15 protein-coding genes and 1 pseudogene are annotated in these 17575 nt (G+C 71.1%); 8 read left to right on the top strand and 8 right to left on the bottom strand.

Annotation, left to right across the window (positions count from 1 at the left end; translation table 11 throughout):
- Positions 1-2: 2 nt before the first annotated feature.
- Together ACFYNP_RS07435 and ACFYNP_RS07430 are read left to right on the top strand one after the other, a co-directional pair.
- A complete protein-coding gene (locus ACFYNP_RS07435; protein ID WP_388784267.1) occupies positions 3-614 on the top strand; it encodes a TetR/AcrR family transcriptional regulator in 612 nt (203 codons plus the stop codon).
- 184 nt (positions 615-798) lie between these two features.
- Positions 799-1821 carry an endonuclease/exonuclease/phosphatase family protein gene (locus ACFYNP_RS07430; RefSeq protein WP_388408157.1) on the top strand — a complete coding sequence of 341 codons (1023 nt, stop codon included), beginning with the start codon at positions 799-801 and terminating at the stop codon, positions 1819-1821.
- A 36-nt stretch (positions 1822-1857) separates the two neighbouring features.
- On the opposite strand, the gene ACFYNP_RS07425 is transcribed toward ACFYNP_RS07430, so the two are convergent.
- Positions 1858-3609: an NAD+ synthase gene (locus tag ACFYNP_RS07425; RefSeq protein WP_388408160.1), complete on the bottom strand. Its 1752-nt coding sequence runs from the start codon at positions 3607-3609 to the stop codon at positions 1858-1860.
- A gap of 194 nt (positions 3610-3803) precedes the next feature.
- On the opposite strand from ACFYNP_RS07425, the gene ACFYNP_RS07420 reads away from it, so the two are divergent.
- From ACFYNP_RS07420 to ACFYNP_RS07410, 3 genes are read left to right on the top strand one after another with little or no spacing between them, the layout of a single operon-like run.
- Entirely contained in the window at positions 3804-5258 is a 1455-nt protein-coding gene (locus ACFYNP_RS07420) for an APC family permease (RefSeq protein ID WP_388783474.1), read from the top strand.
- A gap of 13 nt (positions 5259-5271) precedes the next feature.
- Complete coding sequence (locus tag ACFYNP_RS07415) at positions 5272-5952, top strand: DUF998 domain-containing protein (protein WP_388783471.1); 681 nt, start codon at positions 5272-5274, stop codon at positions 5950-5952.
- Positions 5949-6785: an alpha/beta fold hydrolase gene (locus ACFYNP_RS07410; RefSeq protein ID WP_388783469.1), complete on the top strand. Its 837-nt coding sequence runs from the start codon at positions 5949-5951 to the stop codon at positions 6783-6785. The genes ACFYNP_RS07415 and ACFYNP_RS07410 overlap by 4 nt, the downstream gene beginning before the upstream one ends.
- 179 nt (positions 6786-6964) lie before the next feature.
- Here the strand turns inward: ACFYNP_RS07410 and ACFYNP_RS07405 are convergent, their stop codons facing one another.
- The 5 genes from ACFYNP_RS07405 to ACFYNP_RS07385 all read right to left on the bottom strand — a co-directional run bounded on the left by ACFYNP_RS07405 (position 6965) and on the right by ACFYNP_RS07385 (position 12938).
- The gene (locus tag ACFYNP_RS07405) at positions 6965-8884 is read right to left on the bottom strand and encodes a protease pro-enzyme activation domain-containing protein (RefSeq protein WP_388783466.1); all 1920 of its coding nucleotides are present in this window, start codon (positions 8882-8884) and stop codon (positions 6965-6967) included.
- 176 nt (positions 8885-9060) lie between these two features.
- Positions 9061-9657: a DUF305 domain-containing protein gene (locus ACFYNP_RS07400; RefSeq protein ID WP_388408521.1), complete on the bottom strand. Its 597-nt coding sequence runs from the start codon at positions 9655-9657 to the stop codon at positions 9061-9063.
- 41 nt (positions 9658-9698) lie between these two features.
- A complete protein-coding gene (locus tag ACFYNP_RS07395; protein ID WP_388408175.1) occupies positions 9699-10373 on the bottom strand; it encodes a DUF3105 domain-containing protein in 675 nt (224 codons plus the stop codon).
- 70 nt (positions 10374-10443) lie between these two features.
- Complete coding sequence (locus ACFYNP_RS07390) at positions 10444-10800, bottom strand: hypothetical protein (protein ID WP_388408178.1); 357 nt, start codon at positions 10798-10800, stop codon at positions 10444-10446.
- Between the two features lie 161 nt (positions 10801-10961).
- Positions 10962-12938, bottom strand: coding sequence for an amino acid transporter (locus ACFYNP_RS07385; protein WP_388408180.1), 1977 nt, complete (start codon positions 12936-12938; stop codon positions 10962-10964).
- Between the two features lie 259 nt (positions 12939-13197).
- On the opposite strand from ACFYNP_RS07385, the gene ACFYNP_RS07380 reads away from it, so the two are divergent.
- Positions 13198-14559, top strand: coding sequence for a glutamine synthetase family protein (locus ACFYNP_RS07380; RefSeq protein ID WP_100576826.1), 1362 nt, complete (start codon positions 13198-13200; stop codon positions 14557-14559).
- 83 nt (positions 14560-14642) lie between these two features.
- Here the strand turns inward: ACFYNP_RS07380 and ACFYNP_RS07375 are convergent, their stop codons facing one another.
- A complete protein-coding gene (locus tag ACFYNP_RS07375) occupies positions 14643-15179 on the bottom strand; it encodes a hypothetical protein (RefSeq protein WP_388783463.1) in 537 nt (178 codons plus the stop codon).
- 58 nt (positions 15180-15237) lie between these two features.
- Positions 15238-16493 (bottom strand): annotated as a pseudogene (locus ACFYNP_RS07370) (cysteine desulfurase).
- Between the two features lie 87 nt (positions 16494-16580).
- Between ACFYNP_RS07370 and ACFYNP_RS07365 the strand changes: the two are divergent.
- Positions 16581-17180, top strand: a complete 600-nt coding sequence (locus ACFYNP_RS07365) for a CGNR zinc finger domain-containing protein (protein WP_388783462.1) — start codon at positions 16581-16583, stop codon at positions 17178-17180.
- Between the two features lie 31 nt (positions 17181-17211).
- Positions 17212-17571: a 5-carboxymethyl-2-hydroxymuconate Delta-isomerase gene (locus ACFYNP_RS07360; protein WP_388408192.1), complete on the top strand. Its 360-nt coding sequence runs from the start codon at positions 17212-17214 to the stop codon at positions 17569-17571.
- Positions 17572-17575: the final 4 nt, after the last annotated feature.

The raw sequence follows: 17575 nt of genomic DNA, 5'->3' as shown, positions 1-17575 counted from the left end.
TGATGGACCAACGGCAGACCAACGGTGAACCACGGCGCGGGCGGCCCCGCTCCGAGGCCGTGGAGCGGCAGATCCTGGAAGCCGTGATCAAGCTGCTGGAGGAAGGCGTATCGCTCGCCGACCTCTCCATCGAACGCGTCGCCCGCACCGCCGGCGTCGGCAAGGCCACCATCTACCGGCGCTGGGCCGGCAAGGAGGAGCTCTTCGTCGAGGTCGTCCAGTCCATGGAGTCGCCCACCCCGCCGCTGCCCGGCCACTCCCTGCGGGGCGATCTGATCGCCATGGTGGAGAACGTGCGCCAGCGCGGCGCCGCCAAGCGGTCCTCCGCGCTGCTGCACAACGTCTTCGCGCAGATGCAGAGTTATCCCAAGCTCTGGTGCAAGTACCACAGCACGGTCATCGACCCCCGCCGCGAGCTCTTCGACGAGGTGCTGCGGCGGGGGATCGCCACCGGTGAACTCCGCGCCGGGCTCGACCTCGACATGGCGGGCGACCTCTTCGTCGCCCCCATGCTGGTGCGCACGATGATGCGGCCCGACACCGAACTGCCCGGCCCCGAGTTCGCCGAACGCATCGTGGACGCCGTCCTCGAAGGGCTGCGCCCGGCCCGCTGAATATGCGCATTTCGTTACAGGCCCCCCACAAGACCCCCGCGCTGGAACCCGTCACCGCGCCCGGTCGTCCTGCTGGCCGTAGGGAATGTCGTACGAGAGGTACGGCGGCAGGGAAACGCACTCGTTTTCGCCTAGGGTCGAACAGGCGGACACGATGTGCGGAAACAGCAGTGAGGACAGCGGTATGGCGCGGGCGTACATGACGGAGACGGGCGACGGCAGCGCGGAGGGCGAGCGCACCGGGTCCCGGTTCCGGCGCCGGCTCGACCGCTGGCGGAGCGACCGCGGCATCTGGCGCCGCGGCCTGGTGCTCGCGGGGCTCTCCGTACTGATCGCCCTGGTGATGCTGGTGCACGCCCGGATCCCCAACTCGGTCGGCAACCTCGGCTCGCTCTCCGAGACCTTCCTGCCGTGGCTCGGTGTGTTCCTGCCGGTGCTGCTCGGCCTCGCGCTGTGGCGCCGCTCGGCGAGCGCGCTGATCGCGCTGCTGCTGCCGGTGATCGTCTGGCTCAACGTGTTCGGCGGGCTGCTCACCGACAAGCAGGGCTCGGGCGGCAACCTGGTGGTGGCCACCCACAACGTCAACGCCCAGAACCCCGACCCGAACGGCACCGCCCGCCAGGTCGCCTCCTCCGGGGCGCAGGTGCTCGCCCTGGAGGAGATCCCGAGCGACGAGGTCGACACGTACAAGCGGGCGCTCGCCGACATCTACCCGTACCACTCGGTGCAGGGCACGGTGGGCCTGTGGTCCAAGTACCCGCTCAGCGACAGCCGGCCCGTCGACATCAACATGGGCTGGACCCGCGCGATGCGCTCCACGGTGAAGACGCCGACCGGCGACATCGCGGTGTACGTCGCCCACATGCCCTCGGTGCGGGTCAAGCTGAACGCCGGGTTCACCGCCAACCAGCGGGACAACAGCGCCTACTTGCTGGGTGAGGCGATCTCCGCCGAGCCGAACAGGAAGGTGGTGCTGCTCGGCGACCTCAACGGCACGATGAACGACCGCTCCCTGAACAACATCACCGCCCAGATGCGCTCGACGCAGGGCGCGGCGGGCAGCGGCTTCGGCTTCAGCTGGCCGGCCTCGTTCCCGATGGCCCGCATCGACCAGATCATGGTCAAGGGCATCGAGCCCAAGTCGTCGTGGACGCTGCCGAAGACCGAGAGCGACCACCTGCCGATCGCGGCGCGGCTCCAGGTGTGAGCCGGGGCGCCCGCCCGGGACGCCCCGCGCCCGGCGTCAGAGCGACTCGCGCCAGTGGTTGGTGATCGGCAGCCGGCGGTCCTTGCCGAACCCCTTCGCGGAGATCTTCGTGCCCGGCGGGTACTGGCGCCGCTTGTACTCGGCGGTGTCCACCATCCGTAGCGTCTTCGCCACCAACTCCGGGTCGTAGCCCGCGGCCACGATCGCGTCGGCGCCCTGGTCGCGGTCGACGTACATCGACAGGATCGCGTCCAGGACCGGGTAGTCGGGCAGCGAGTCCGTGTCGACCTGGCCGGGGCTGAGTTCGGCGCTCGGGGGCTTGGAGATGGAGTTCTCCGGGATCGGCGGGGTCTGGCCGCGCTCGGCCGCGGCACGGTTGCGCCACTTGGCGAGCCGGAACACCGCCGTCTTGTACACGTCCTTGATCGGCCCGTACGCGCCCACCGAGTCGCCGTACAGGGTCGAATAGCCCACCGCCAGCTCGGACTTGTTGCCCGGGGCGAGCACGAGGTGGCCCTCCTGGTTGGACAGCGCCATCAGCAGGGTGCCGCGCAGCCGCGACTGGAGGTTCTCCTCGGCGAGCCCGGTCAGGGCCAGCGAGCCCAGGTACGCGTCGAACATCGGCTCGATGGACACGGTGCGGAAGTTCAGCCCGGTGCGCCGGGCGAGCTCGGCCGCGTCGCTGCGGGAGTGGTCCGAGGAGTACTTCGACGGCATGGACACGCAGTGGACGTCGGCCGCGCCCAGTGCGTCGCAGGCGATCGCGGCGACCAGCGCCGAGTCGATGCCGCCGGACAGGCCGACCAGGACCGAACGGAAGCCGTTCTTCGCGACGTACGCGCGCAGGCCCACGACGAGGGCCGAGTAGACCTCCTCGTCGTCGTCGAGGCGCTCGGCGTAACCGCCGGCCAGCTCCGGCTCGTACGCCGCGAGCGGCTCCCCGGAGACGACGACGTGGTCGATGCGCAGGCCGTCGTCCACCACGCCGGAGGGGACCGGCCCCGCGGCCGGGAGTTCGAGGTCGAGGATCACGCTGCCCTCGCTGAACTGCGGTGCCCGCGCCACGACTTCACCGTCCGCGTCCACGACGATCGAGTCGCCGTCGAAGACCAGCTCGTCCTGGCCGCCGATGGTCGCGACGTAGGCCAGCGTGCAGCCCGCCTCCCGGGCCCGCCTGCGGACCAGGTCGAGCCGGGAGTCGTCCTTGTTCTGCTCGTACGGCGAGGCGTTGACCGAGATGAGCAGTCCGGCCCCGGCCGACCGGGTGGCCGGCACCCGGCCGCCGTCCTGCCACAGGTCCTCGCAGATGGCGAGGGCCACGTCGATGCCGTGCACCCGCAGTACCGGCAGGGTGTCGCCGGGCACGAAGTAGCGGAACTCGTCGAAGACGCCGTAGTTGGGGAGGTGGTGCTTGGCGAAGGCCAGCACGACCTCGCCGCCGTGCAGCACCGCCGCCGCGTTCTGCGGGGCGCCCGCCGGCTGGCCGAGCCGGGGGACCGCGACGGGGGAGCGGTCCAGATACCCGACGACCACGGGGATCTCCCCGAACCCCTCCGCCGCCAGACGCCCGGCGAGGGCGGTGAGCGCCCGGCGGGACGCCTCGACGAAGGACGATCTGAGGGCGAGGTCCTCCACGGGGTAGCCGGTCAGCATCATCTCGGGGAACGCGACGAGGTGCGCCCCCTGCTCGGCGCAGTGCCGTGTCCAGTGCACGATCGCCTCGGTGTTGCCGGGAATGTCCCCGACGGTCGAGTCGATCTGATTCAGGGCGAGACGTAGTTGAGGCACGCGGCCACTTTAATCGTCAATGCGACGCGATGGGGGGTGGAACGGGAGGCGCGGCGCGCGGTGGTGGGGGCGCGGCGGGGCTCCGGCCGACTCGGCCGCCGCCCGCTTCGCACCGGGTCACGAGGTGGCGCGTTCCTTGCGTTCGCGGGGCCGCCCGACATGCGGGAGCCGGCCGTCGAACCGATCATGGGCGCATGACGACCACGGACGCCTCCGATGAAGAGCTCGTCGCCGACGAAGGGGGGAGCAGCCGCCAGTTCGTCTCCTGGGTGACCCTCGGCCTGATGACGACCGCATCCGTCGCGAGCCTGCGGCCCTCGCCCTCCATGGCCATCTACGGCCTGGCCGCGGTCTTCCTCTACCTCCTGCCGGCCGTCGTCTTCCTGCTCCCGACCGCCCTGGTCGGCGCGGAGCTCGCCTCCGGCTGGACCGGCGGCATCTACCGCTGGGTGAGCGAGGCGCTCGGCAAGCCGCTCGGCTTCCTCGCCGTGTGGTGCCAGTTCGCCATGACGATCGCGTACTACCCGAGCCTGCTCGCCTACGTCGCCTCGACCTTCGCGTACGTCATCAACCCGAGCCTGGCCGAGAACGGGCTCTACGTCGCCATCGTCATCGTCGTCATCTACTGGACCGGCGTGTGGATCTCATCCCGCGGCACGAAGACGGTCGCCGGGCTCAGCTCCCTCGGGCTCGTCATCGGCACGCTCGTCCCCGGCGTGGTCCTGGTCGTCCTCGGCTTCGTCTTCCTCGGCCAGGGCAACCCCTCGGCCGCGCCCATGAGCGCCTCGCACTGGCTGCCGCCGTGGACCGGACTCGCCAGCCTGGTCCTGATCGTCAACAACTTCCTGTCGTACGCCGGCATGGAGATGAACGGCGTCCACGTGTCCTCGCTGCGCCACCCCAAGCGCGAGTACCCCCGGTCGATGTTCCTGGCGACCGGACTGGTCCTGCTGATCTTCATCCTTCCGGCCCTGGCCATCTCCTGGGTGATGCCGTCCAGGGAACTGAGCCTCACGGCCGGTCTGATGCAGGCCTTCCAGGCGTTCTTCGACCACTTCCACATCGGCTGGATGACCAAGGTGGTCGGCGTGATGCTGGTGGCGGCGGCGCTCGGCGGCATGCTGACCTGGCTCGCCGGACCGGCCAAGGGCCTGGTGCTGCTGTCGCGCCAGGAAGGCTATCTGCCGCCGTTCCTCCAGCGGCTGAACAAGTACGGCACCCCGCAGAACATCATGGTCGCGCAGGGCGTCATCACCACGCTGATCGGCGTCCTCTACGCGTTCAGCGGCGATGTGTCGAGCGCGTACTGGATGTTCTCCGTCATCACCGTGCAGATCTATCTGATCGCGTATCTGCTGATGTTCGTCGCGGTGGTCCGGCTGCGCAGGACCCGGCCGGAGGTGGAGCGCGGTTTCCGGGTGCCCGCCGTCGCCTGGGTCGCGGGCATCGGGTTCGTGGCGTCGGTGGCCGCGCTGTGCATCGGGTTCGTGCCGCCGGACCAGTTCGGCAACCAGCCGCTCTGGCGGTATCTGCTCGTCGTGGGCGGCGGACTGCTCGTGCTCGGACTGCTCGCCCCGCTCGCCTTCCTGAAGTTCCGCAAGCCCGGCTGGGTGCATCCGGACCACGAGCGACCCCTGCCACCCCCGTAGCATTGGTCCCACTATGTCCCACAGTGGTGTGCGAACCCGGCCGGTGGCAGCCCTGCTCGCGCTCGGCGCGCTGGCCTACACGGCATGGGTCCTGGAGGTCCTCCTGAAGACCGGGCTCGACCCGATCCAGGCGTACGTGAGCGAACTCGCCGCCGCCGACCAGCCGCTCGGCGGCCTCTTCCGCGCGACCGACCTGACGGCGGGACTCCTCGTCCTCGCGGCCGCGGTCCGCGCGCTGGTGCGCTGTGACCGCCGGCGCTGGTCGCTCGCCGGCTGGTCCGGGCTCGCGCTGTTCGGCGCCGCCACCGCCCTCGACTCCCGGCTCCCGCTGAGCTGCGCCCCCACCGCCGACCCGGCGTGCGCGGCCCGCGAGACGGCGGGCCTGGTCCCGGCGACCCACACCGCGCACGCGGTGAGCAGCAGCCTCGCGATGGTGGGGGCACTCGTCGGCGTCGTCGCCCTGACCGTCGCGGCCCGCCGCTACGGCTGGTGGCCGCTGCTCGCGGCCCGGCTCGGACCGGCCCTCCTGGCCCTCGAACTGGCCGCCACGGTATGGACGTTGACATCGGTCGCCGCCTTCCAGGCGGGCCGGGGCACCTGGGCCCTGGGCGCGGGCCAGCGCCTCCAGGTGCTGCTCGTGGCGGTCTGGCTCGGGGTGCTCGCGTGGAGCGTGGCACGGGAGGAGCGGGTGTGACGGGGAAGTTCGTGAAGCTGGGCGGGGTGGCGCACCACGTGGTGGTGGAGGGGGCGGGCCCGGTGGTGGTGCTCAGCGCGGGCCTGGGCATGAGCTGGTTCGACTGGGACCCGGTGGTACCGCTCCTGTCCGCGCACCGCACGGTCGTACGCTTCGACCGGCCCGGGCACGGCCGGTCCGGGCCCGCTCCGGTGCCGCCGAGCGCCGCGGGGGAGGCCGGCCGGATCGCGGGGCTCCTCGACGCGCTGGGCCTGGCCGGCCCGGCCACGGTGGTCGGCCACTCCATCGCGGGGTTCCACGCGGAGGCCTTCGCGCGGCTGTACCCCGCCCGCACGGCGGGGCTCGTCCTGGTCGACTCCAGCGTCGAGGAGCGCGCCCGGCCCCCGGCCGCCCCGGCCCTTCGGCTCGCCCTCGCGCGGGCGGCCGCGGGCCTGCTCTGCCGCGCGGGCGTACCGGCCGCGCTCGGCCCCGCGCTGCGCCGGGCGACCGTCCGCGCGTCCCGCACGGGGGGCGGGGATCCGGCTCCGCGGGATCTGGTGCGGTCGTGCTACCGCACGTCCCGGGTGCTTCGGGGGACGGTGCTGGAGAACGCCGCGTACGGCTCGGTCGCTGCCGAACTCCTCGGCCTGCGGCGCGGGTTGGGGCTTCCTGGCGTCCCGGCGACGGTGCTGGCGGGTGGGGCGGGCGGCCCCGTCTGGGTGTCGCGTCAGCGGGCCCTGGCGTCCGCGCTCGGCGCGACGTTCCAACTGGCCGATGGTGCGGGGCACTTGGTGATGCTGGATGCGCCGGGGGCGGTGGCGGGGGCGATCTCCCCCACCCCGCCCCTTCCCTAGACCCTCCGGGGGGAGCTCTGCGTCTGCGGACCGCAGCGGCCCTTCGCGCAGCTCCCCGCGCCCCCAAAGGACTCCATGCGGGCCGCCGTCGGCTTCTTCAGCGCCAGGGGTGGGAAAGAGTGAAGCCCCGCCCCCCGGCCAGCGCGTGGCCGAAGGGCGGGGCGAATCCCCGGAAGGGACTAGCGGCGGAACGGGTTGGCGTACGAGGCGACGTAGCCGGGGGCGGGCGAACCCACGCCCGTCACGTCGTCGTAGCCGCGCGTCGCGGCGAGCGAGCTGTCCTTGCCGAGCGTCCGCACCGAGGTGAGAAGCCCCCCGGACGCGTCCACGCTGTTCGCGAAGTCGACCCGGGCGACCGCGAGGTCACGGGAGGCACCCAGCGGGTGGTCCGTCACGTCGTGGTAGAGCTTCGAGTCGAAGCGCTCGTAGATCGACGGGTTCGCGAAGCCGATCGGGGAGCGCTTGGCCTGCTGGGCCAGCGCCTGGATGCCCGCGGTGACCGGGGCTGCCAGCGAGGTGCCGCCGATGCGGTACTCGTCGTAGCTCACCGACTTGTCGGGCCAGGTCTGCGTCTGGCCCACCAGGAACCCGGTGTTGGGGTCGGCCACGGCCGCGATGTCCGGAACCGTACGCATCCGGGTCGCGCCGTTCGCCTTCGCCAGCGAGTCCGGCACGACGCCGCGCTGGTAGAACGGCTGCTTCACGGTGGAGCTGGTGCCGCCGCCCGCGCCGCTGGTGAAGGCGCCCGGGAAGTTCACCCAGCTCTTGCCGTCGGCGGACAGGGACGCCTTCTCGGTGCCCCAGCCGGTCTCGAACTGGTACTTGTCGTGCTTGCCGACCGCCAGCGAGGTACCGCCGACCGCCGTCACCCACGCCGAGTTGGCCGGGGTGTCGACCTGCTTCTTGCCGGAGGCGGCGGCCTGGTCGCCGTCGTCGCCCGAGGAGAAGTAGAAGCCGATGCCCTCGATCGCGCCCAGCTTGAACGTCTGGTCGTACGCGGCCGCGGCGTCCGGGGTCTCGTTGGCCTCGATGTCGCCCCACGAGTTGGAGACGATGTCGGCCAGGTGCCGGTCGACGACCTTGTTGAGGGCGTCGAGCAGATCCGGGTCGTTGCAGGACGCGCCGCCCACGTACACGATGTTCGCGTCCGGAGCGACCGCGTGCACGGCCTCGACGTCGAGGGACTCCTCGCCGTACCAGCCGGACGCGCCACACGCCTCCGTGCTGTTGTAGTCCGCCGGCAGCACCTCGGTGTACTGGCCCGTCTTGTAGGGCTTGTCACCGTTGCGCTTGGCGTACTTCGCGGCGTCCGACGCCATGGTCGGCGAGGCGTACGCGTCGGTGATCGCCACCGTGACGCCCTTGCCGGTGTACTTGCCCGCGCCGTACGCCGCCCGCAGCTGCTGGCCGGTGTAACCGTGCACGGCGTACGGGATCTTCGTGCCGTACGCGTCCGGCAGCGTCTTGGCGATGTTCGAGCCGTAGTACGTGGAGAACGGACCCGCGTTGCGGAAGCCGGCGCCCGGACCCGGAAGGGTGTCCTGGTGCGTCGACTGGTGCGGGGCGTTGTCCAGGCCCGTCACCGTCAGAACGGCGCCCTGGAGCGCGTTCGGAGCGGAGGCGTTCTTGGACGGGGCGTGGTAAGTCCGCCCCGACTTGCGGTAGTTGTGCAGCTGCGTGGCGAAAGCCTTCTGCGCCGCCGCCGCGTCACCCGAAACCGCGATGTAGTGCTGGTTGGAGCCCGTGATGGTCAGTCCGGACGACTTCAGCCACTGGGTGACCGCGTCGATCTGCTCCTGGGTCGCGCCGAAGCGCTGCTGCGCCTGAGCGGCGCTGAGGTACTTGCCGTACGAGGCCGACTGCGGGTCGGACACGGCCGCGGCGTAGGCGTCGAGGCCCTTCGCGTCCCGCCCGGCGAGGTACACCCGGGCGTTGACCTTGGTGGATGCGGCCGTGGCGCCCTGGTCGGCGGAGCCGGTGGCCCAGACGGGCTGGGTGCCCGCGAGGGCCGCCCGTCCGCTCGGGACCGGGTCGGCCGCCTGGGCGGACGGTATGCCGAGGGCGAGCGCGCCGGCGAGCAGTGGCAGTGTCGCTGCCATGCTCACACCGGCGCGCCGCCTGGCGCGGCTGGTTCTCATGTAACCCCCTGCGTGAGGTCTTCGCCTGCTCTACATGCACTGTCTGATGCGTGCATGTAATGCGTCACTCTTGTCAGGAACGGTTCATGCGGGGGGCATGTGATCACCAAGAAACGCCAAAGAGCGTTTATCCGCGCTCAGTTGGACCGGGGTGCGGCGCCCCTTTTCCTCAGCATTTGCGCCATCAGGTCGATTTCGGACTGCTGGGAGTCGACCATGCCCTGCGCCAACTGCTTCTCCGGGCCCACCGTGCAACGCTGCACACAGCCTTCGGCCATGTGGATGCCGCCCTTGTGGTGCTCGGTCATCAGCTGGAGGTAGAGCACCTCCGCGGCCCTGCCGCTGAGCCCCCGCAGCCGGTCCAGCTCGGTGTTGGTGGCCATGCCCGGCATCAGCGCGCCGTCGGCGCCCGGCTGCATGCCCATGCCCATCCAGGCCATCGGCAGCTGGGACGCCTCGTTCTTCGGCAGCCCCCACAGATCGAGCCAGCCGAGCATCATGCCCCGCTGGTTGGCCTGGGTGTTGGCGATGTCGTACGCGAGGCGGCGCACCTCGTCGTCCGAGGTGCGGTCGCGCACGATGAACGACATCTCCACCGCCTGCTGGTGGTGCGTCGACATGTCGCGCGCGAACCCGGCGTCCGCCGAAGTGGCGGACGGCGTACGGGACTCGGCCTCGGCCGCGGATCCGTCGCCGCCCGAGGAGACGAGCACCGCGGCCGCGGCGAACACCATCAGGAGCGCGAGGGCGGCGGCCACCCCCCAGTACCTGCGGATCACCGTTCGTCCAGCCCGCCGGTGCACGCGGCACCCGGCTCGGGCGTCTGCGGGCCCTGGACGTACTTGGTGAAGAACTGGTTCACCCGGGGGTCGTCCGCGCCGTCCACCGTGACCTGCTTGCCCCAGGCGCTCAGCATGATGGCCCCGGCCTGGTCCTTGTACGGGCTCATCAGGGAGTACGGCGTCTTCGACACCTTGTCGGCGAGCTTCTTCACATCGGCGGCGGACGCCTTGTCGGTGTACGTCACCCACACCGCGCCGTGCTCAAGGGAGTGCACGGCGTTCATGTCCGGGACCTGCTTCGGATAGACGTCGCCGCCGCAGTTCATCCACACCTGGTCGTGGTCGCCGCCCACCGGCGGCTTCATCGGGTAGTTCACCTTCGTCGTCACGTGGTTGCGGGTCAGCTTCTTGGCGTCCCAGTCCTTCTCGCCCGCGATCGACGCGTTGGGGTCGCTGCTGCCCTGCGCCTTGGCGTCGGACGAACCGCCGCCGTCCTTCTTGCCGAACTCGTACACGCCGAAGCCGACCAGGCCCGCGACCGCGAGCACGCCGGCCGTGACCGAGGAGATCACCACGAGCCGGCCGCGCCGCTGCCGGGCCTGCTCGGCGCGGCGCAGCTCCTCCATGCGGGCCCTGCGGGCGGTGCTGGGGTCGTCGTTGACAGTCATGGGTACGTAACGTCCTTCTGCTGAGGGGGAGTTGGGGGAGGCGGCGGCCGGGCTTCGGCCGCGGGTCCCCCTAGGTCCGCAGCACCTGAAGGACGTGCAGATCCGGCGCGCGCGGCCGGGCCCCGGGCCATGAGGCCGCGGTTCCGGCGTGGTGCGCGGCGGCGTGTACGTCCTGGACCGCCGCCGGGGCCGGGGCGTCCAGCGGGGGCGCCGTGAGCACGGCGGGGACATCGCGCGGGAACAGGCCGCAGTCGCCCTGCTCGTAGGGGCAGACGTACGCGGCGGCGCCGCTCGCGGGCGGGTTGTGGTGGCGGGCCCGGTGCTCGCCGCCGGTCGCCAGGCAGATGAAGAGCGCGGCGAGCAGCGTCGCCATGGCGCCGAGCAGCGCCACGGGACGCGTGATGCGCGTGAGCCGCACTCCCCCCATGGGCGCAGATGGTAAGCGAGGGAGTGCGGCTCGCGGCAGGCCGGGTCGGGTACCGGCCGAAAACAGCGGGCGCGGCCCGGGTGGGCCCGGGGGTGGCCGGGCTCAGCCCGCGTGGCCCCCGGGCCGGCGGCCCGGCCCACGTGCACCCGGGGCCGGCGGGCTCAGCCCACGTGCACCCGGGGCCGGCGGGCGAGGTCGGGCTCTGCGCGGCGCAGCACCTCGCGGGTGACGGGCGCGACCTCGCCGTCGCCGAACACCAGGAAGCGCAGCAGATGGCTCAGCGGGTGGCCCTCGGTCCAGTTGAAGTAGGCGTGCGGCACCTCGCCCGTCCGGTCGCGCAGCTCCATCATCACGGCCGCGATGGTGTTGGGCACGACCGCGCCCTCGACGCGCAGCCTGCGCACCCCGTGCTTCTCGTCGCCGTGGACGGTGAGTTCGGTGGTGAAGTCCGAGGAGTTCTGGATGAAGACCTCCAGGAACAGCACCGGCCGCCCGTCCGGGATGTGGGTCTCCTCGCGCTGGCTGTACTCCTTGGCGCGGTACTCCCGCCGCGAGTGCTCCTGCGGCTCGTTGGCGATGATCCGCAAGGGCCCGCTGCGCGCGGCCTCGTCCACGAATCGGGCGGCGCAGGCGTCGAACGTGACGGCCGTCGCCCGCAGTTCGAAGGCGCGGTGCACCCGCGAGGCGAACGACGACACCACGATGCCCACGATGAAGAGCAGCGCGATCTTGATGCCGTCCGGCCGCTCGATCACATTGGTGACCAGCGTGTACGCGAAGACGGCGGTGACCACCCCGAAGCCGGCCGCGGCGGCCCGCCGCCCGCGCCGGTGCACCGCGACCGTCGAGGCGAACGACGCCGACAGCATCAGGACCAGCACACCGGTGGCGTAGGCACCGCTCTGGGCGTCCACGTTCGCGTCGAACCACCAGGTGATGAAGAAGGCGATCGCCATGAAGATCAGCACCAGCGGCCGCACCGCACGCGTCCACTCGGGTGCCATGCCGTAACGCGGCAGATAGCGCGGCACGAGGTTGAGCAGGCCCGCGGTCGCCGAGGCCCCGGCGAACCAGAGGATGGCGATGGTCGAGATGTCGTACACCGTCCCGAAGCCCTCGCCCAGATGCTGGTGGGCGAGGTAGGCGAGGGCACGGCCGTTGGCGCCGCCGCCGGGCTTGAACTCGGACTCCGGGATCAGGATCGTCGTCGCCAGGCTGGAGACCAGCAGGAACCCGCTCATGATGAGCGCGGCCGTGGTCAGCAGCTTGCGGGTGTCACGGATGCGGCCGGCCGGCTTGTCGTACGTGTCCGAGGCGTCGCCCTGGATCTGCGGCATGACCGCCACGCCCGTCTCGAACCCGGACATGCCGAGCGCGAGCTTGGGGAAGACGAGGAGCGAGACGCCGATCATCGCGAGCGGCGAGGAGTGCGCGGCGGTCATCGCGTCCCACCAGTTGCCGATGACGACCGGCTCGGTGGCTATCTTCCAGACGGCCGTCGCGAGCACCACGAGGTTCAGCGCGAGATAGACGCCGACGAGGGCCACCGCGATCCCGATCGCCTCCTTGAACCCCTTGAGGAACACCGCGCCGAGCAGGGCGACGAGCGCGAGCGTGATCCAGAGGTTGGAGCCGTGCAGGAAGGAGGGCGCGAACGGGTTCTCCACGACGTGCGCGGAGGCGTCCGCCGCCGAAAGGGTGATCGTGATCATGAAGTCGGTGGCGGCGAAGCCCAGCAGCACGAGGACGAAGATCTTCCCCGCCCACCAGGGCAGCAGCCGCTCCAGCATCGCGATCGAGCCCTCGCCGTTCGGCGACTCCTTGGCGACCCGGCGGTACACCGGCAGCGCCCCGCCGAGCGTCAGGGCGATGAGCACCAGGGTCGCCAGCGGTGAGAGCAGCCCGGCGGCGAGCGCGGCGATGCCGGGCTGATAGCCGAGGGTGGAGAAGTAGTCCACGCCGGTCAGGCACATCACCCGCCACCAGCGATGGCCCTTGTGCTCGGCCGGCGGGGTGCCGTGCGGTCCGGGGTGACGGGCCGAGCGCTCGCTCAGCCCGTCCAGCAGCCAGCCGCGCCAGCGGCGCCGGGCCTGCGGTACGACGGCGGTATCCGGGGGATCCACCTGGGTGCCGGTCATGCGACGTTCTCCTGAGTGTTCTGCCGAGGGTGCGCCGAGCGGGCCGATCGGCCGTTCGGCGGGCAACGAGGAGCGAGTATCCATCACATCGTCATGCCGGGAGCCCCCAGGGGCACCCATCAGGAGGGGACGTGCCGCAGGTCATACCGGGTGCGTAATGTGGAGGTAATCCCGCGCCTCGATACTGAGGATTCCCCCGCCGTCCCCGGCTCCGCCGGGGGAGCGGTGCACAGGCCGTCTGAACTGCAAGGATGTGGCTATGGACAAGCAGCAGGAGTTCGTGCTCAGGACTCTGGAGGAGCGCGACATCCGGTTCGTGCGCCTGTGGTTCACCGACGTGCTGGGCTTCCTGAAGTCGGTGGCGGTCGCCCCCGCCGAGCTGGAACAGGCCTTCGACGAGGGCATCGGCTTCGACGGCTCGGCCATCGAGGGCTTCGCCCGGGTCTACGAGTCCGACATGATCGCCCGTCCGGACCCGTCCACCTTCCAGATCCTGCCCTGGCGTGCGGAGGCCCCCGGCACCGCGCGGATGTTCTGCGACATCCGGATGCCCGACGGCTCCCCGTCCTTCGCGGACCCCCGCTTCGTCCTCAAGCGCATCCTGGCCAAGACCTCCGACCTCGGGTTCACCTTCTACACCCACCCCGAGATCGAGTTCTTCCTCCTCAAGGACAAGCCGCTGGACGGCACTCGCCCGGTCCCGGCCGACAACTCGGGCTACTTCGACCACACCCCGCAGAACGTGGGCATGGACTTCCGCCGCCAGGCGATCACGATGCTCGAATCCATGGGCATCTCGGTCGAGTTCAGCCACCACGAGGGCGCGCCGGGCCAGCAGGAGATCGACCTGCGGTACGCGGACGCGCTGTCCACCGCCGACAACATCATGACGTTCCGTCTGGTCATGAAGCAGGTCGCCCTGGAGCAGGGCGTACAGGCCACGTTCATGCCGAAGCCGTTCTCGGAGTACCCGGGCTCCGGCATGCACACCCACCTCTCCCTCTTCGAGGGCGACCGCAACGCGTTCTACGAGTCCGGCGCCGAGTACCAGCTCTCCAAGGTGGGCCGCTCCTTCATCGCGGGCCTGCTCACGCACGCCGCCGAGATCGCCGCGGTCACCAACCAGTGGGTCAACTCCTACAAGCGCATCTGGGGCGGCTCGGAGCGCACGGCGGGCGCGGGCGGCGAGGCCCCCTCGTACATCTGCTGGGGCCACAACAACCGCTCGGCCCTCATCCGCGTCCCCATGTACAAGCCCGGCAAGACCGGTTCGTCCCGCATCGAGGTCCGCTCCCTGGACTCGGGCTGCAACCCCTACCTCGCCTACGCCCTCCTGCTGGCCGCCGGCCTCAAGGGCATCGAGGAGGGCTACGAACTCCCGCCGGGCGCCGACGACGACGTCTGGGCCCTCACCGACGCCGAACGCCGAGCGATGGGCATCGAACCCCTCCCGCAGAACCTGGGCGAGGCGATCACCCTGATGGAACGCAGCGAACTGGTGGCGGAGACGCTGGGCGAGCACGTCTTCGACTTCTTCCTGCGCAACAAGAAGCAGGAGTGGGAGGAGTACCGCAGCGAGGTCACTGCCTTCGAGCTGCGGAAGAACCTGCCGGTGCTGTAGGTGCGGGGCGGCTGTCGCGACATCGCAAACCAAGGGGCCGACGGTCGTTGACCGTCGGCCCCTTGGTGGGTGGCAGGGCCCCGTCAGAGCCGGGTCGTGTACCGGTCGAGCGCGGCGCGCAGGGCGTCGACGTCCGTGGCGCCCCGCTTGGGCAGGATCGTGACGCTGGAGGCGTTCTTGTCCGGGCCGAGCAGGACGAAGAGGTGGGAGGTCTCGACGTACCGGGTCTTCGCGAGCCAGGTCAGTGTGGTGGCCGCCTGCCGATGGGCGACGGTGACGCCTGCGGCCGAGACCGTCGACCGGGTCTCCCCGTTGCGCTCGCTGAGCTTGTGGAACTGCCGGGCCTGGAGCTGGGGCAGTCCGAACATGAGGAAGGCGAAGGTGGCCAGGCTCACCAGCTCCGGAACGGGGAGGCCGCCTCCGGTCGCCACGACCAGGGAGAGGAGCGCCAGGGCCACCACGCCGCACACGAGCGCGACGGCGCGCTGACGACGGGCCGAGGCCGAGCCCTTCATGCGGGCGCGGAGGGCCTCTTTGAAGTCCTGGACCGTCAATTGGTAGGAGAGATGCAGCTCCGGCGCCGTAACCGCCGCCGGCTGATCGTCCCTGTTCCCGTACATTCGTCCCCCCGCTGATCCCCGTTACGCGTCGGCGCATCATATCCGCAGGCCATCGCGCTCAAGCGAAGTATTTCCGGGCCGCCCGCACCCCCTCCGCCAACGCCCTCACCTCCGCCGGGGTGTTGTAGACGTAGAAGCTCGCCCTCGTCGTCGCCGCCAGGCCGTAGCGGCGGGACAGGGGGCGGGCGCAGTGGTGGCCGGTGCGGACGGCTATTCCTCGGTCGTCCAGGATCTGGCCCACGTCGTGGGGGTGGATGCCGTCGACGACGAAGGACACCGTCGCGCCCCGGTCGGTGAGGCCCTCGGGGCCGATGACGCGGACTCCTGGGATCTCGCCCAGGAGGTCCAGGGCCAGGGCCGTCAGCTCCTCCTCGTGGGCCGCCACCTCCCGCATGCCGAGCGCCTCCAGATAGCCACCGCCGCCGCCAGGCCCACCGCCTGGGCCGTCATCGGGACGCCCGCCTCGAAGCGCTGGGGCGGCGGCAGGAACGTCGAGCGTTCCATCTCCACGATCTCGATCATCGAGCCGCCCGTCAGGAACGGGGGCAGCGAGTCAAGCAGGGCGGCGCGGCCCCACAGGACGCCGACCCCGCTCGGGCCGAGCATCTTGTGGCCCGAGAAGGCCAGGAAGTCCGCGCCCAACTCCCTTACGTCGACCGGTCGGTGGGGCACCGACTGGGCGCCGTCCACCACCACCCACGCACCCACCGCGTGCGCCCGGTCGGCGATTGCGCGGACCGGGTTCAGGGTGCCGAGCACATTCGACTGGTGGGTGAGGGCGACGATCTTCGTCGAGTGGTCGACCAGATCGTCGAGGCCGTCCAGGTCGAGCCGGCCGTCGTCGGTCAGGGCGAACCACGCGAGCGTGGCCCCGGTCCGCTCGGCGAGCTGCTGCCAGGGCACCAGGTTGGCGTGGTGCTCCATCTCGGTCACCACGATCTTGTCGCCGGGCCCGATCCGGCCCGCGTTGCCCAGGGCGTACGCCACCAGGTTGATGCCCTCGGTGGTGTTCTTGGTGAAGACGATCTCGTCCTCGGCCGCGCCGACGAAGGCGGCGATCGTGCGGCGCGCGCCCTCGTACGCGTCGGTCGCCTCGATCGAGAGCTGATGGGCGCCGCGGTGCACGGCCGCGTTGTGGTGCAGGGAGAAGTCCCGTTCCGCGTCCAGGACTTGGAGCGGCTTCTGGGTGGTGGCGCCCGAGTCCAGGTAGACGAGGCGCGCCCCGCTGTCCAGCGTCCGGGCCAGGATCGGGAAGTCCTCCCTGACCCGTTCCACATCGATGCCCGCCGTACGGCCGTCCGTCGTCGTGCTCATGCTCCAGTGTCCCCTGTCTCACGCCTGGCACGTTCATTCACCGTTAGGCGACGGTAGGGCTTCTCACGGAGAACGGCAAGCATTAACATGAGGATCGTGGATCATGACGCGCCCCACTACCTCCATCAGCCACCGGTCCCCGGCGAGGAGCGCTTCCTCTCCCTGGCCCTGGTGAACACCCGGTTCGTGCTCAGTCACGGGCCGGTGGACCTCCTGGAGGACACCGATGCCGCGCGGCTCTGGCTGGTACGCCATGAACTGCTGCCGGACCGAGTGGTGTTGACGGGGCGTCAGGCCGGACGCCTGCGGGCACTGCGCGAGGCGCTGCGGGAGCTGTGTGCCGCACGGACGCAGGGGGTCGTGCCGCCCGCGCCGAGTCTGGACGCGCTCAACGCCGCACTCGCCGCCGCGCCCCCCACGCCCCGCCTCGTCTGGACCGGCCGCGAGCCGCACCGCGCCGACGAACCCGACACCGCGAACCCGGTGGGCGCCGCCCTCGGCTCGCTCGCCGAGGACGGGGCCGACCTGCTCACCGGGGCCGCCGCCGGCCGGCTCGCGCCCTGCGGCGCCCAGGGCTGCACCCGCTGGTTCCTGCGCTCCCACGCGGCCCGCCGCTGGTGCACCACCAAGTGCGGCAACCGGGTGCGGGCCGCCCGCCACTACGCCTCCCGCAAGGCCTCCGACTAGCCAACCAGCGCACTACGCAAGGGAATTGCTCATGCCATTCGTCACCGTCGAATACTCCGAGCGGCTCGCCGACACCTTCGACCGGCGGGCCTTCGCCCGTGAGGTCCACGAGGTCGCGCCCACGGGGATCAACGCCTCCACCGAGGCCTTCAAGACCCGGTTCCGGGTGATCGAGGAGTCGTACTTCGGCGCGGACGAGGACGACATCGACGCCGTCTTCATCCAGGTCGCCATCCTCTCCGGGCGCACCCCGAAGGCGATCGAGGTGCTGAGCGAGACGGTCCTGGAGATCGCCCGCAAGCATGTGAGCGGGGTCGCCGGGCGACGTCTGCACGTCATGGTCGAGACCCGCGAGATGGAGCGGGACTTCTACCGGGCACTCAAGGAGTGACCCC

Origin of the sequence: Streptomyces sp. NPDC006691 (assembly GCF_042869955.1) — a bacterium.
Lineage (GTDB): Bacteria > Actinomycetota > Actinomycetes > Streptomycetales > Streptomycetaceae > Streptomyces.
This window is presented reverse-complemented; position numbering and strand designations above follow the sequence as displayed.

What these genes read in the sequence shown, in the direction of transcription:
- ACFYNP_RS07360 (WP_388408192.1), top strand. Translation starts at nt 17,212, where the DNA reads ATGCCATTCGTCACCGTCGAATACTCCGAGCGGCTCGCCGACACCTTC.
- ACFYNP_RS07430 (WP_388408157.1), top strand. Translation starts at nt 799, where the DNA reads ATGGCGCGGGCGTACATGACGGAGACGGGCGACGGCAGCGCGGAGGGC.
- ACFYNP_RS07390 (WP_388408178.1), bottom strand. Translation starts at nt 10,800, where the DNA reads ATGGGGGGAGTGCGGCTCACGCGCATCACGCGTCCCGTGGCGCTGCTC.
- ACFYNP_RS07395 (WP_388408175.1), bottom strand. Translation starts at nt 10,373, where the DNA reads ATGACTGTCAACGACGACCCCAGCACCGCCCGCAGGGCCCGCATGGAG.
- ACFYNP_RS07400 (WP_388408521.1), bottom strand. Translation starts at nt 9,657, where the DNA reads ATGGTGTTCGCCGCGGCCGCGGTGCTCGTCTCCTCGGGCGGCGACGGA.
- ACFYNP_RS07435 (WP_388784267.1), top strand. Translation starts at nt 3, where the DNA reads ATGGACCAACGGCAGACCAACGGTGAACCACGGCGCGGGCGGCCCCGC.
- ACFYNP_RS07380 (WP_100576826.1), top strand. Translation starts at nt 13,198, where the DNA reads ATGGACAAGCAGCAGGAGTTCGTGCTCAGGACTCTGGAGGAGCGCGAC.
- ACFYNP_RS07385 (WP_388408180.1), bottom strand. Translation starts at nt 12,938, where the DNA reads ATGACCGGCACCCAGGTGGATCCCCCGGATACCGCCGTCGTACCGCAG.
- ACFYNP_RS07375 (WP_388783463.1), bottom strand. Translation starts at nt 15,179, where the DNA reads ATGTACGGGAACAGGGACGATCAGCCGGCGGCGGTTACGGCGCCGGAG.
- ACFYNP_RS07420 (WP_388783474.1), top strand. Translation starts at nt 3,804, where the DNA reads ATGACGACCACGGACGCCTCCGATGAAGAGCTCGTCGCCGACGAAGGG.
- ACFYNP_RS07405 (WP_388783466.1), bottom strand. Translation starts at nt 8,884, where the DNA reads ATGGCAGCGACACTGCCACTGCTCGCCGGCGCGCTCGCCCTCGGCATA.
- ACFYNP_RS07365 (WP_388783462.1), top strand. Translation starts at nt 16,581, where the DNA reads ATGAGGATCGTGGATCATGACGCGCCCCACTACCTCCATCAGCCACCG.
- ACFYNP_RS07415 (WP_388783471.1), top strand. Translation starts at nt 5,272, where the DNA reads ATGTCCCACAGTGGTGTGCGAACCCGGCCGGTGGCAGCCCTGCTCGCG.